This window comes from Rhodoferax sp. (assembly GCF_028688795.1).
Lineage (GTDB): Bacteria > Pseudomonadota > Gammaproteobacteria > Burkholderiales > Burkholderiaceae_C > Rhodoferax.
The window spans coordinates 136,702-150,784 of record NZ_JAQTXM010000006.1 but is presented as its reverse complement, the minus strand read 5'-3'; the positions used below and the strand labels follow the sequence as shown (position 1 = coordinate 150,784).

12 protein-coding genes are annotated in these 14,083 nt (G+C 58.8%); 1 reads left to right on the top strand and 11 read right to left on the bottom strand.

The features are described 5' to 3' along the window. Window positions 1–8 precede the first annotated feature (8 nt). The 10 genes from PHQ58_RS06800 to PHQ58_RS06755 form a co-directional block, all read right to left on the bottom strand. Window positions 9–2,531, bottom strand: coding sequence for an EAL domain-containing protein (locus PHQ58_RS06800; protein ID WP_300108825.1), 2,523 nt, complete (start codon window positions 2,529–2,531; stop codon window positions 9–11). 27 nt (window positions 2,532–2,558) lie between these two features. Continuing rightward, the gene (locus PHQ58_RS06795) at window positions 2,559–2,753 is read right to left on the bottom strand and encodes a hypothetical protein (protein WP_300108823.1); all 195 of its coding nucleotides are present in this window, start codon (window positions 2,751–2,753) and stop codon (window positions 2,559–2,561) included. A 33-nt stretch (window positions 2,754–2,786) separates the two neighbouring features. Then, complete coding sequence (locus PHQ58_RS06790; protein WP_300108820.1) at window positions 2,787–4,334, bottom strand: PAS domain-containing methyl-accepting chemotaxis protein; 1,548 nt, start codon at window positions 4,332–4,334, stop codon at window positions 2,787–2,789. A 99-nt stretch (window positions 4,335–4,433) separates the two neighbouring features. Beyond that, window positions 4,434–6,191 (bottom strand): methyl-accepting chemotaxis protein, encoded by a 1,758-nt coding sequence (locus PHQ58_RS06785; protein ID WP_300108817.1) that lies wholly within the window; start codon window positions 6,189–6,191, stop codon window positions 4,434–4,436. Window positions 6,192–6,222: 31 nt separating this feature from the next. Then, window positions 6,223–6,675 (bottom strand): rhodanese-like domain-containing protein, encoded by a 453-nt coding sequence (locus PHQ58_RS06780; protein ID WP_300108814.1) that lies wholly within the window; start codon window positions 6,673–6,675, stop codon window positions 6,223–6,225. A 57-nt stretch (window positions 6,676–6,732) separates the two neighbouring features. Beyond that, window positions 6,733–8,529 carry a methyl-accepting chemotaxis protein gene (locus PHQ58_RS06775; protein WP_300108812.1) on the bottom strand — a complete coding sequence of 599 codons (1,797 nt, stop codon included), beginning with the start codon at window positions 8,527–8,529 and terminating at the stop codon, window positions 6,733–6,735. 79 nt (window positions 8,530–8,608) lie between these two features. After that, window positions 8,609–9,472: an HDOD domain-containing protein gene (locus PHQ58_RS06770; protein ID WP_300108809.1), complete on the bottom strand. Its 864-nt coding sequence runs from the start codon at window positions 9,470–9,472 to the stop codon at window positions 8,609–8,611. A 167-nt stretch (window positions 9,473–9,639) separates the two neighbouring features. Further along, a complete protein-coding gene (locus PHQ58_RS06765) occupies window positions 9,640–10,266 on the bottom strand; it encodes a response regulator transcription factor (RefSeq protein ID WP_300108807.1) in 627 nt (208 codons plus the stop codon). Continuing rightward, window positions 10,263–11,966: a PAS domain S-box protein gene (locus PHQ58_RS06760; protein ID WP_300108804.1), complete on the bottom strand. Its 1,704-nt coding sequence runs from the start codon at window positions 11,964–11,966 to the stop codon at window positions 10,263–10,265. The genes PHQ58_RS06765 and PHQ58_RS06760 overlap by 4 nt, the downstream gene beginning before the upstream one ends. 72 nt (window positions 11,967–12,038) lie before the next feature. Then, entirely contained in the window at window positions 12,039–12,503 is a 465-nt protein-coding gene (locus PHQ58_RS06755; RefSeq protein WP_300108801.1) for an Lrp/AsnC family transcriptional regulator, read from the bottom strand. Window positions 12,504–12,645: 142 nt separating this feature from the next. Here PHQ58_RS06755 and PHQ58_RS06750 point away from each other — a divergent pair, with 142 nt between their 5' ends. After that, window positions 12,646–13,740, top strand: a complete 1,095-nt coding sequence (locus PHQ58_RS06750; RefSeq protein ID WP_300108798.1) for a saccharopine dehydrogenase C-terminal domain-containing protein — start codon at window positions 12,646–12,648, stop codon at window positions 13,738–13,740. Between the two features lie 12 nt (window positions 13,741–13,752). On the opposite strand, the gene PHQ58_RS06745 is transcribed toward PHQ58_RS06750, so the two are convergent. After that, window positions 13,753–13,980, bottom strand: coding sequence for a HypC/HybG/HupF family hydrogenase formation chaperone (locus PHQ58_RS06745; protein WP_300108795.1), 228 nt, complete (start codon window positions 13,978–13,980; stop codon window positions 13,753–13,755). Window positions 13,981–14,083: the final 103 nt, after the last annotated feature.

Below are 14,083 nucleotides of genomic sequence, written 5' to 3'. Positions count from 1 at the left end.
CCGCTTGCTTAACTTGTCAGCAAGTTTTGTTCAGCATCCAGCATGGCGCTTAAATCCGCCGCTGGCATGGCCTTGGCAAACAGCCAGCCCTGGTAGGTGTCGCAGTCGTATAGACGCAAAAAGGCCAGTTGTGCATCGGTTTCCACCCCTTCGGCAATCAGCGTCATGCCCAGGCTTTTGGCCAGCCCAATGATGGCGCGCGAAATGGCCACGTCACTGGCGTCGTCCGGAATGCCGTCCATGAAACTCTTGTCGATTTTGAGGTTGTGAATCGGTAGCGCCTTGAGGTAGGCCAGAGACGAATAACCGGTGCCAAAGTCGTCCAGCGCCACGCGGCAGCCCATGGCCACCAATGCTTCAAGCTGTTTGCGAGCCTCTTCAGGGTGTGTCATGGCGATGGATTCGGTGATTTCGATGGTCAGCCACTGCGCCCGTGCTCCGGTGCGTGCCAGCACCTGGCGCACTTGTTCGGGTAAATCGCGCTGGCGAAACTGCTGCGCCGAAAAATTCACCGCCACCCGCAAAGGGGTGCCCGCTTGTGTCCATGCAGCAATCTGCTGGCAAGCCGTTTCAAGCACCCATTCAGACAGCGGCAAGATCAGGCCAGTCGCTTCTGCCACCGGAATAAAGCGCGCGGGTGAAACGTGGCCCAACACCGGGTCAAACCAGCGCAACAAGGCCTCTGCCCCCACAATGGCGCCGGTTTCAACATCCACTTGTGGCTGGTAATGCAGCGCCAGACCGTTGCACGCCATGGCCTCCTTCAGGTGGGTATGCAGTTGCAGGTTGTCACGCGCCAAACGGTCCATGCCCTTGGAGTAAAAGGCGAAGGTGCCGCGGCCATTGTCCTTGGCCTGGTACATGGCCATGTCGGCGTAGCGCAGCAGGGTTTCACTGGTTTTTGCATCAATCGGGTAAAACGCCAGCCCCACACTGGCACCTGAATACACGTCTTGGCCTTTTAGAAAATAGGCCGTCTGCAGGGCGGTCAGCAATTTGTTGACGACACCAATGGCCTCCTCAGGTGTGGCCAGGTCGGCCAGCAGCACGGCAAACTCATCGCCGCCCATGCGCGCCAGCGTGTCGTGTTCGCGCAGCACGCTGCGCATGCGCACACTGGCTTGCACCAGCAACATGTCGCCCGTGCTGTGGCCAAAACTGTCGTTGATGGTCTTGAAATAGTCCAGGTCAATGAACAACACCGCCACATGCAGGCCTGAGCGTGCAGCGCGTGCCAGCGCCTGGTCCAGTTGCAGGCGAAACAGCCAGCGGTTGGGCAGGCCGGTGAGCTCGTCGTGGGTGGCCTGGTGTTTCAGCGAGTCTTCAAACTGCTTGCGTTCAGTGAGGTCGCGAATATAGGCGATGGCATAGGGCGTGCCTTCGTCTTCCCAGTGCCCGAGAGAAATATCCACCGGCAGCATTTGGCCATTGCGGCGCATCAGCTTCAAATCCATCAAGCCCATGGCCCTGGGGTGTGGTGCCGTGAAATGCGCCCGCATCGCCTGTCCGTGGCGTGCGCGCAGATGTTCGGGCAAAAAGATGTCAACACTTTCACCCACCAGTTCTTGCGGGGTGTAGCCTGACAGGGTTTCCATGGCCGGGTTGGCCAGCAGGATTTTGCCGTGGCTGTCCACCCACAAAACGCCATCTGGCGCCGCACTCAAAATCAGCTTTTCGCGCAAATGCTGCACTTCCAGGCGCAGCAAAGGGCGTTGCAGGGCCTCGTTGAAGGTGGCGTGCAACAAATACAGATAGGCCGCCACCTTGTAGATGTGCCCGATGGCATTGGCTGCGTCTTTGTCATTGATGCCGAGCATGGTGAAAAACAACTCTGACACGGCCGACAAGCCGGCGGCAAACACCAGTGCCATGACACACTCACGCTGCAGGACTTGGTGGCGCTGCCACAGCACTCCAATGGTGACCAAATGGATGGTAATGATCAGCCATTCCAGGCCAATTTTGAGCGGCGTCAGGCCCACCCCCGCCACAAACAGTGCCGGCACTTGCTGCGGCCACCGCAGCCCAATGGCAGCCAGCAAGCCAACCACCCCCAGCATCAATGCCAGCGCAAAGCGCTTGCGCCAGGTGCTGACCTCTGAGACCACACCCAGCCAGACGTACAGCAGCAGTGCACCCGCACCCAGCAGGCGCGCCGCCAGCCAGAAAAAGATGGATTTATGCGGACTGTTGGGGCTGATGGCATCGGGCATGCCCGCGTAACTCATCAGGTGCAAAAAATCCAGCACGCCGACACCTAAAAACAAAATGCCAAGCAGCACCACGGCATTCTTTCGGATCGACAAAATAGCGCGGTAACCGGTAAAAAAGATCAGCATGGCCACGACAATGGCAAAGACTTCAACCGCCGTGTGGAAAAACAAAAAGCCATTGCTGTTCAGCTCCGCCGGTTGTACTGAATGGGACACCCACCACAGCAGGGGCACGGCCAGACCCAGCAACCCCAAACCGAAAGCGCTTTGGTAAGGGTGCGTGTGCATTTCAGCAGCGTTGAATTGATCCGGTTTCATTGGCGTTGTGTTGTGGGGCTGAATGCTTCAGCGAGGCTTGACCTTGTTCATCAACTCATTGGCGTGCGCAATGGCTTCCCTGCGTTGTGCGGTGTCCAGGCCAAACTGGATGTCTCTCAGGTCCAGGGCGGCCCGCGTCCATGCGTCGCGCATGTGGTTAAGTGCGGTAATCAATTGCTCAACCGTCCATTCCGGCTGCGGCTGGGGTGTTTGGCTGTTCATGGCAGTTTGTCGTTTGTGGTTTTGGCGCACGGGTCAGACGGAAAACACCTGCACCGCGTCCACCAGACGCTGCGCCTGGTCGCCCATGCTGGTGGCGGCTGCGCTGCTTTGCTCCACCATGGCGGCGTTTTGCTGCGTCATCTGGTCGAGCTGCGCCACCGCCATGCCCACTTGTGAAATACCCAGAGATTGCTCTTGCGAGGCCACGGTGATCTCGTTCATCAGGTCATTGACGCGCTTGACTTGGGCTACCACCTCGTTCATGGTCTGGCCAGCATCGGCCACCAGGCGCGAGCCGCTTTCCACCTTGCTCACCGAGTCATCGATCAGCAGCTTGATTTCTTTGGCAGCCGAGGCCGAACGCCCGGCAAGCGAGCGCACTTCGGTTGCCACCACAGCAAACCCTCGGCCTTGTTCGCCGGCGCGTGCGGCCTCCACGGCCGCGTTGAGCGCCAGAATGTTGGTTTGAAAGGCAATGCCGTCAATGACTTGAATGATGTCGGCAATCTTGCGGCTCGACGCCGTGATCAAACCCATGGTGGCTGCCACGTTGGCCATGGCATGGCCACCCTTTTCGGCCACCTGTGTGGCACCCAGGGTGAGTCGGCTGGCCTGCTGCGCGGTGTCTGAATTTTGTTTCACCGAGGCGGTTTGCTGCTCCATGGCGGCGGCCGTCTGCTCCAGGTTGGAGGCCGCCTGCTCGGTGCGGCTGGACAAATCATTGGTAGCGGCCGCAATTTGCTGGCTGGCCACTTGCACACCAGCCGCTTGTTCGTACACGTCGGCCACCAGTGAGTGCAGGTTCAGCCCGGCCTGGGTGATGGATCGGGCAATCAGGCCAATGTCGTCACAGCGGTTCATATTCAGGTCTGGCGCAGCTTCACCCGTGGCCACTTGTTGGGCGGCGCCCAGAATTTGACGAATGGGCTGGGTGATGTGTGCTTCAATGGCCCAGTCGGCCAGCAGCAAACTGGTTGCCAAGGCTGCACCAACGCCCGCCAACGTACCACCGCTCAAACCTGACAAGGCCAACGCCACCCCGGCTGCCACACCCACGCCCACCAGGGGCAGGCGCACGCGCCAGGCCGTGGGCAGCAGTTGCGTGGCACTGGTCCAGCGCAACAGGCCGGTGCGCACCACCAGCCCCCGGTCAAAGGCCAAGCCGTTGGCAAGGCCTTGCTTGAAGCGTGCATAGAGTTTCTCGGTGGCATCCACCTCGGCACGCGCTGGTTTGGTGCGCACCGACAAATAGCCGGTCACCTGACCGTTGCGGCGCATTGGCGCGGCATTGGCCACCACCCAGTAATGGTCGCCGTCTTGGCGCCGGTTTTTGACCAATGCGCGCCACGACTGGCCGGCCTTCAGGCTGCGCCACATGTCGGTAAAGGCTTCCGTTGGCATGTCAGGGTGGCGCACCATGTTGTGCGGCTGGCCCATCAATTGCTCAGACGCGAAGCCGCTGGTGCGGATGAACGCGGCATTGGCGTACATGATGCTGCTGTCCAGGTCGGTGGTGGACAGCAGTGTCTCGGCGCCCGGAAACTGGTACTCGTTTTGGGTAACGGGCGAGTTGGTTCGCATGGGTAAACTCCGGTGGATGCATTAGATGGCGCAGATGGCCAGTGGATGAAATGCTATTTATTTAATAGCTGCTTGCGCAAGTAATAAAAGGGCTAGAGGTCAAAAAGACTCAAAATTTCCGTCCTGACCTGAAGCTGCGGCGACTTGAGGCGCCAATTTGAGAGCCTCCGGGCGTGCCACTTGTCTTAGCGGCGACGCCAATGAACGTCGCTCCGCGCTTGTGTAAGGGGCTGGCGCTGCGTTGCTGGCGCGAACCGCCACCGGATTGCGGGCAAACTCGGGGCGCGCCGCGCTGCGTTGCTTGTCATTGCCGCCGAGCTTGAACACCGCCACGGTTTGCACCAGGTCTTGCGCTTGGGCTTTCAGGCTGCTGGCGGCCGCCGCCATTTCTTCCACCAAGGCAGCGTTTTGCTGCGTGACCTGGTCCATTTGTGTGACCGCATCCCCCACCTGGCTGACACCCTGGCTTTGCTCGTTGCTGGCAGCACTGATCTCGCCCATGAGGTCGGTCACGCGGCGGATGCTGCTGACCACCTCCTGCATGGTGGTGCCGGCCTGGTCGACCAGCGCGGTGCCTTTTTCAACGCGTTCAACGCTGGCGTTGATCAGGGTCTTGATTTCTTTGGCTGCATCAGCGCTGCGCCCGGCCAGTGACCGAACTTCCGAGGCCACCACGGCAAAACCACGGCCCTGCTCACCGGCACGGGCGGCTTCTACTGCGGCGTTCAGCGCCAGAATGTTGGTCTGGAACGCAATGCCGTCAATCACACTGATGATGTCGCTGATCTTGCGGCTGGCATCAACGATGCCCTTCATGGTGTCGACCACCTGGGCCACCACTTCGCCACCCTGAATGGCCACCGTGCTGGCGCTCATGGCCAACTGGTTGGCTTGGCGGGCGTTGTCGGCGTTTTGTTTGACGGTGCTTGAGAGTTCTTCCATGCTGGCAGCGGTTTGCTCCAGCGCGCTTGCCTGGGATTCGGTGCGGTTGCTAAGGTCCTGATTGCCTTGGGCGATTTCGGCGCTGGCGGTGGCAACGCTTTCGGAGCCCTGGCGCACGTGGCTGACGACCTTCACCAGGCTCACGCGCAAGGCTTCCAGGTCGCGCATCAGCACACCCATCTCGTCAGGCGGGCCAGGGTCAATCGGGTCGCCGAGTTCCCCCGCAGCCATTTTTACCAATGCGGTCTGGGCCAGGGCGATGGGACGGATGACGGCTCGGGCGGTCAGGAAAGCAACCAGCAGCACAAGCAACAAGCCCAACACCCCCAAAACCTGGCCGGCCAGCGACCAGTTGTGAATGTGTTGGCTGTTCTTGACATAGGCCTTTTCAGCCATGTCCCTGGATGCAGGCACCAGCACCTGCAGATGCTTGATGACATTTTTGTGCAACACAGGCCAGTCGTCTTCAAGTACGGTTGCCAGCGCCGCGTTGTCTTTGTTGGTGTAGGCCTTGTCCAGCTTGCCCAGCAACTCATCAACCTGAGGCCAGTTTGATTGCAAAGCCTGGACAGAAGCAGCGCTGTCGGCATTGACAAAAACTTTAGCGAACACTGGCATGGCTGTTTTTGATTCTGTTGCCAGCGTTGCACGTGCTTCTTTGAGGTGGTTCAGCGACCCTTGAACCGGCAATTGCTCAAGTAACACGCCTGCAACCCGAAAACGCACATCCAGAAGTGTGCTTTCTATTTTCTGGATACGGACAATTGACAGGGTGTTGTCTTCGTAGAGGTTTTGCAGTGCGTTTGCACTGATGCGATTCGCCATGAAAATGACGGCCGCCAGTGTGGCCACTCCTAGCATGGCGAACGCTGAGAGCATCCACAAGCGGTTTTTTATTGTTAGTTGAATGCCCACAACAATGCCTCCCTGGCAGTTGATTGAATGATTATTGGGTGGGTAAACCCGCTTTCAACCATTCAGGAACACCGCCACGGAACCAGTTGACCTTGGTATAGCCAGCTTTCATGGCAACCACTGATGCCTTGTAGCTCTTCCAGCATTCGCCTGAGTTGCAAAAGAAAACGATGGGTGCTGCTTTGTCTGCGGGGAGTTTGCTCAGGTCAAATTGGTCTTGAGATGCATCAAAGTTGGCGTCTTTGGCGCTCTTTTCCTTGTAGGGAACGCTCTTGCCACCCTTGATGGTTTTTTCAGCGTATTCGGCAGCCACGCGGGTATCAATGACTGGCACGCCGCTGCCCAACAGCTTGTTGACTTCGGCAGCACTGACTAACGTGGCGCCTTTGAGTGTGGCCGGTGTTTCTGACGCCAGCACGGGCGCCGCGAGTCCAATGCTCAAGGCAAGGACCGAGAAATATTTGAGGTAACTGCGTTTGTTCATAAAGGACTCCTGGTGGTTAAAAATGGGGCAAGCCGATGGTTGACTATGTTTTGGTGTTTAAAACGTTTCCCAGTCACCATCATTGCTGCCACTGGCTGCTGCTGCAGGTTGGGGGGCAGGTAACGGGGCGGGTTTGGTGGCCTTTGCAGGTGCTGGCCGGCTCGGCGTAGGGGTGTGTTCGCGCGCAGCCGCTCCCTTGGGTGTGCCCACAGCGCGCCGGTCAGTCCCCTTGAAATTGCTGACCTTGGGTGGGTGCACCCGCACCGCCGCCGTGGTGGGCAGCGCCAGGCTGTGCTGTCCATCGCCGGCACGGAGCTTGAACACCGCCACGGTTTGCACCAGGTCTTGCGCCTGGGCTTTCAAGCTGCTGGCGGCGGCCGCCATTTCTTCCACCAGCGCGGCATTTTGCTGCGTGACCTGGTCCATTTGTGTCACCGCATCTCCCACTTGGCTGACACCCTGGCTTTGTTCGCGGCTGGCCGAACTGATCTCGCCCATGATGTCGGTCACGCGCCGAATGCTGGTCACCACCTCGTCCATGGTCAGGCCGGCCCGGTCAACCAATGCGGTGCCTTGTTCTACCCGCTCGACACTGGCACCAATCAGTGTCTTGATTTCCTTGGCGGCATCGGCTGAGCGCCCGGCCAGGCTACGCACCTCGGTGGCCACCACGGCAAACCCGCGCCCTTGTTCACCTGCACGGGCGGCTTCCACGGCGGCATTCAGGGCCAAAATGTTGGTCTGGAAGGCAATGCCGTCGATCACGCTGATGATGTCAAAAATGCGCTTGGACGAGTCGTTGATGTGTTTCATGGTGTTCACCACCTCAGCCACCGCTTCGCCGCCTTGCATCGCTGTGCTGCTGGCGGCTTGCGCCAGTTGGTTCGCTTGCTGCGCGTTTTCGGCGTTTTGCTTGACGGTGGCATTGAGCTGCTCCATGGACGCCGCGGTTTCTTCCAGTGCGCTGGCCTGTTGCTCGGTGCGGGCGCTCAGGTCGTGGTTACCCGAGGCAATTTGCGCGCTGGCTGTGGCCACGCCCTGGGAGCCGCTGCGCACATTCGAGACCACTCGGGCCAAGTTGCCCTGCATCTCTGACAAGGCGATGAGCACCTGGGCGACTTCATCGCGACCATCAGGCGTGATGGTTTGATTGAGGTCACCCTGCGCGATGCCATGGGAGATGTCCACGGCGTGCTGCAGGGCGCGCGAGGTGCTGCGAATCAGTGCCGCGCCAAACAGCGCGGCCAGCAGTACACCGCCCAGAATGGAACTGATGGCCAGCCAGCGAATGTTGCTGTAGCGCACGGCGGCAGTGTCAAACTCTTGCTTGGCCTCGCTAAGCTGCAGTGCCATCAGGGATTCAATGCCGGCTGCCACCAGGATGTAGAGCGGGCGAATTTTTTCTATCACCATCCGGTGGGCTTCAGTTGTGTTGTTGGCCCGCAGTGCGGCCACGGCAGGAAGCAGCCCTTCCTGTACAAACTGGGTGCGGTCGGCTGTGAATTTTTTGGCCAGAATGGCTTCTTGCGCAGTCAGGCTAGTGGCCATGTAGGCTCCCCAGGCTCGTTCAATGGCAGCGTTGTTGCCATCAATTTGGGCCATGTCTTGCTTGATTACCTCCGGACTGGGGTCAAGCAAGGAATTGGCAATTGCCAGGCGGTTGCGCAGCAGCAGGCGCTGTACTTGGGTAATTTGTCCCATGGGCACCATGCGGTCGTCGAACACCCGTTTGAGTGCATCGTTGCTCTGGCTGATGCCATACAGGCCAATGCCGCCAATGCTGATTAACATCACCGACATAACGCTGATCAGTATGACCAAGCGGGTGGAGATTTTCAGGTGATTGAGCTTCATGCGGCATCTCTCTTTTTGGTTGGGTGTAAGAGGCGGTGATGGTCATGCGGACTCGGGGTTGTGCCATGTCGGGCAGACATCAGGCCAGCCCTGCGGCAAAGTCATGAAACAGGCGGTCGATCCAGTCCTCGGTGTCTTGCACATTGAGCACCAGGGCACCGGCGGCATGGTCGCCGCCCTTGTCCCATTCGGCGCTGCCCGTGCACCCAGCAAAACGCTGGATGGCGGCCTCAGTCACCAGGCCCATCGCCATCAGGCGCGACACCGTCTCTGGCACCTTCGGGTCTGAGAAGGCGGAGTAGTCGTGGTGCCGTTGAATCGCCAAGCACAGCGTGGGCGACAGGCCCCAACTGCGGGCCATCATGGCGCCAATCAGGGCGTGGTCGGTGTGGTGTCGGTCTTGTTCTGGCGCGGTAAAACAACGCTGGCGTTCGTTGTGGCAGTCGGCCAGGGTTTGCTTGTAGTCTGTAAAACGCTGCATCAGCAGGGGAATACCGACATCGCAAAACAGGCCAAACGACTGCGCCACCGGCACATCGACCAGCCGCAAAGTTCGGGCCAGTTGCGACATGGCGTAGGCCCGTTTGCCAGACACGTCCCAAAACTGCGCCAGTTGCTGTGCGTCTCCGCGAAGTACGTTGCGCAGCACTAGGCCGGTGACGATCACGTTCAACTGCTGCAAACCCAGCATGGCAATGGCCTTGTCCACCGTCTCACATGACCGTGAGAGGGCAAAAACTGGCGAGTTGACAACCCGCAAGGTGGCTACCGTCAGGGCCACGTCACTGGCCACCAGGTTGGCAATCAATCCAATGTCGGAGTCGTCACTGGCGATTTCGGTCTGCAGCTGAACCAACGTGCCGGGGCGCGAGGGAATGCCGATGCTCTTGATGAGCGTATCGGTGGCTGCGGCTGCATCTTTTGCAATGTGTTCCCTGTACATCAGTCAATGATGTTCAAGGTGGCCTGCCCGCGCCATCAGGCCAGGCTGATTTGGTTGTGTGAAATGCCTGATGCGGGGTAGGGCGCGGCCTACAGTGTTGTCAGGGCCGGGTGCGGCAGCGCCATGACAACCAGTGGGCCACTGGTGTCCGGGGCAATGGCCGGATGCTAAGCCTGCAGCTCGTGCGCGATGGCGTAGCGCATCAGCTCTGCCATGTTGCTGGTGTTGAGTTTTTCCATCAGGCGGGCTTTGTGCGTGCTGACGGTTTTGCCGCTGATGGCCAGTTGGTCGCCAATTTCTTTCACGCCTAGGCCTTTGGTCAGCAGGCGCAGCACGCTGAGTTCCCGCTCAGACAGGCGGCTGTGCGCTGAACGGCGCTCGGTGGTTGCAAAAGCCATTTGGCTGGCAATGGCTGGGTCGATGTAGTTGCCACGCCCCGCCACTTTGCGAATGGCTGCCAGCAGCACGTCGGGCTCGCAGTCTTTGCTGATGTAGCCGTTGGCCCCGGCCTTGAGCGCCCGGGCGGCCACCTGCGGTTCGTCGTGCATGCTGAGCACCAAAATTGGCAGGTCTGGCTGATGCGCCTTGATTCGCGCAATCAAATCCGGCCCGCTGATGCCCGGCATGTTGAGGTCGAGCAGCAGCAAGTCAAAATGTTTGAGCCGCAACAATTCCATTGCCTCGGTGCCGTCAGCGGCTTCACCCGCCACCACCACATCGGGTGACAGTGCAAAAATTTGGGCCAAACCACTGCGCACAATGGCGTGGTCGTCTGCAAGGAGTAAATTGATCATGGGTTGGGCTGGTTCATGTTCAAGTCAAGCGGAATGGTAACTGCCACCACGGTGCCTTGGCCGGGCGCACTGATCACCTCCAGATGCCCCGCCAAAGCCAGGGCACGCTCACGCATGCCGAGCAAGCCAAGCGTTTTTCGGGCTGCCACGGCTGCCATGTCAAAGCCTTGGCCGTTGTCACGAATTTCGAGGCCAAGTTGCGTACCGTCACAACCTAGGTCAACGATGACCTGCGTGGCCTGGGCATAACGTGCCACGTTGGTCAGCGATTCTTGCACGATGCGGAAAATAACCACGGTATGGGCGTCATCCACGGCAATGTACGGCACAGACAGTTTCAGCTGGCAGGCGGCGCCGTTGTGCCGGTTGAATTCCTTGCACAAAAATTCGAGCGCTGTCACCAAGCCCAAGTCGAGTTCGGGTGGGCGCAAATTGGCAGCCACCCGGCGTACTGACCGAATGGCGCGATCAACCAGCGCTTTGCTGGCGTCAACCTGCGTGACCAAGGCCGTATCAAGTGCGCCAAAACGCATGGTCATCAAAGACAAGTCCATGCGCAGTGCAGTCAGGAATTGACCCAGTTCGTCATGCACTTCTCGGGCGATGTGTTTTCTTTCTTCTTCCCGCTCAGCTTCATTGAGGGCCACCAATTCACGCAATTGCTGGCGCGACGTGGCCAGCCCGCCTTCAACCGCGTGCGTGAGTTCTGCTGCTTGCAGCCGTTTCTGTTCGGTGATGTCGGTGTGTGTCACGACCACGCCATGACCCTCCAGGTTCATGGGCGTCACGGACAAGTTGAACCAGCGCTGTGTTGTTGGCGAATGGCAATGGTAGTCAAGATGAAAGTTGGGCAGGCTGCCTGCGATCACTTGCAGAATGCCATTGCGCACCTGTGCTGCGTCTTGCTGTGCGTCACCCTCCTGTATCGCCAGGCACAGGTCAAGGTAATTGACGCCAATGTACGTGCCGCTGTCGGGTTCTGCAGGCTCGGTACGGTTGTCCCGCGCAAACTCTCGCCAAGTTTGGTTGACCGCCAGAATGATGCCGTCGCTGTCCAGTACCGCAATTTGAGCGGAAACCGAGTCCAAAATGGCATCGCGGAACTTGCTGTTGGCCAGCTGTGAGGCTTCCAGCCGCTTGCGCTCAGAAATGTCAATCACCACCAGGCGCAGGACCGGTGTGTCGTCATCCTCCACGGCTGCTATGGCGTCCACCCGAACCCAAATTGGCTTGGTTTTGGGTTTGATCAAACGCAGTTCACACGACTGGGACTCGTTGCTGGTGCTGGCTTTTTTGCGCATCAGGTAGAAGCTGTCCTGGTCTTCGTGGTGAATGAAGGCATCAAGCTTGTGCTTGTGCAGCTTGGACCGCGCCACGCCCAGCTGGCTGGCGCTGGTCAGGTTGGCTTGCAAAATCAGCCCCTGCAGGTCGAGGGTGAAATAGCCTACGGGAGCCAAATCATAAAAGTCGAAATAGCGCGCTTGCGCCATGTCGCGCTCGGCCTGGGTGCGGCGCAGTTCGTCGTTTTGCAGTTCCAGCTCAATCTGGTGCACACGCAGTTCGTGAATGAGCTTGCGCATGGCAATGGGTGACAAGTCTTGCGTGTGTTCTGCAGCGCTTGCAGTAGTGTCCCGGGCGGCCACTTCAGCCTGTAGGCGCAGTGTGGGCTTGGCGGGCGAGGTTTTGTGAGTGGCAGTCATGCAGTTGAAGCCTGGGGTTAGGCCTGCAGATCAGTATACCGATGGCAAGTGCGGACTAACTGACTGGGCGCCTCAGGTGCGCTCTATCTTCCAGGCCAGCGCCACCGAGGTGGTGGTTTTTACCACGCCTTCCAGGTTGCGAATATCGTCCAGCAGGGTGTTGAGACGCACCGCAGATTCGGCGTGCAACAGCAGCACGTAATCAAATTCGCCACTGACCGCGCAGAGCTGGCGCACCTCGAACATGCGCGCCAGTCGGGCCTCTACCTCACGGCCGGCTTTGGGCTGCACCGTTAAGCCAACGAATGCTTGCAGGCCCTGGTTCAGCACGTCTTGCGCCAGCCGCACGGTGTAGCCGGCAATGATGCCTTCGCGCTCAAGTCGGCTGATTCTGGCCAGCACGGTGGTGCGCGCCGTGCCCAGTTTGCGCGCCAGATTGGCGGCGGATTCACGCGCGTTGGTTTGCAGCAAGGCGATTAACTCGCGGTCAAGCGTGTCACGCAAGGCGGGCGGTGTGGGGGTAATGGGTGGGGGCATGGAAAATTTGGTCCGGTTTAGTCATTTTGACTTTTGTCGCGTCATTTTGACATTTAAGCCATATTTATCGTCATATTGTTCGATGCATCTGACAATACTAGCCCCTAAACTGACCACATTCACAGAACTGAAGGAGTGCATGATGCGTGTTGTTTTAATGGGTGCGGGCCACATTGGCCAAGTGATTGCCAAGCTGTTGTCGCAAAGCGGCGACTACCAGCTCAAGGTGGTGGACTGCAGTGTGGTGGCGCTGAAAAGCCTGAGCCATCTGGATCTGCAAACCGAGTTGGTCGACACATCGAATGCCGCAGAATTGTTGAAATGTCTGCAAGGCTTTGATGCCGTCATCAACGCGTTGCCCTACCACTTGGCGCTCACCGTGGCCACGCAAGCCAAGGCTGCTGGTTGCCACTATTTTGATTTGACAGAAGACGTGGCCGCCACCCGCGGCATCATGAAATTGGCCGATGGCGCCAAGACAGCGTTCATGCCGCAGTGCGGGCTGGCGCCTGGCTTCATTGGCATTGTGGCGCACCACCTGAGCCAGAAGTTCAGCAGCTTGCGTGAGGTCAAGATGCGTGTCGGGGCGCTGCCGGCCTTTCCGACCAACGCCCTTAAATACAACCTGACCTGGAGCGTGGACGGCCTCATCAACGAGTATTGCCACCCCTGCGAAGCCATCCACAACGGCGCCTTGATTGAAGCCCTGCCACTGGAAGGCCTGGAGCACTTTTCACTGGATGGCACCGAGTACGAGGCCTTCAACACCTCGGGTGGTCTAGGCACGCTGTGCGACACGCTGAAGGGCCGGGTCGAGACACTAGATTACAAAACCGTGCGCTACCCTGGCCATCGCGACCTGATGAAAATGCTGCTGCAAGAGCTTGGCATGCAGCACGACCAGGAAACCCTCAAAGCCATTTTTAGGCGCTCCATTCCGCTGACCATGCAAGACGTGGTGCTGGTGTTTGTGACCGTTAGCGGCGAGCGTGACGGCCAGTTTGTGCAAGAGGTGTTTGCCCGCAAGATTTTTGCCGACCGCTCAGAAGATCAGCCCATGAGCGCCATCCAGATCACCACGGCGGCGGGCATTTGTGCGGCAGTGGATTTGTTCCGTCAGGGCAAACTACCGCAGCAAGGTTTCATCCGGCAAGAGCAAGTGGCCCTGCCTGACCTGCTGGCCAACCGCTTTGGCAGTGCTTACGACCAGTCGCGCCAGGTGGAATCAATCGGGTGAGTTGACGAAAGTTTACCCAGGGTCCGCCAGGATCTGGTCATAAAGTTCCCAGGACAGACGGGCATCTTCGGCGCTGACTATTCTGACCGCCTGACCCATGCTGACCATCACAAAATCGTCGATCTGCGGCGGGTCGTCGCGCAGCATAAAGATAGAAATATCCCGGTATACGCCGCGTGCCTCGCAATGGGCCGACAAGCCATTGATGGCGGTGATTTGCATGGGAACAGCGAGACACATGACGTTTGTAAGTATGAAATTAAGGTAAATACCAGCGCATGACTATCGCGATAAGGAACAATCAACAGTTGATTTATATCAACGAGGTGCCAGTTTGACAAAC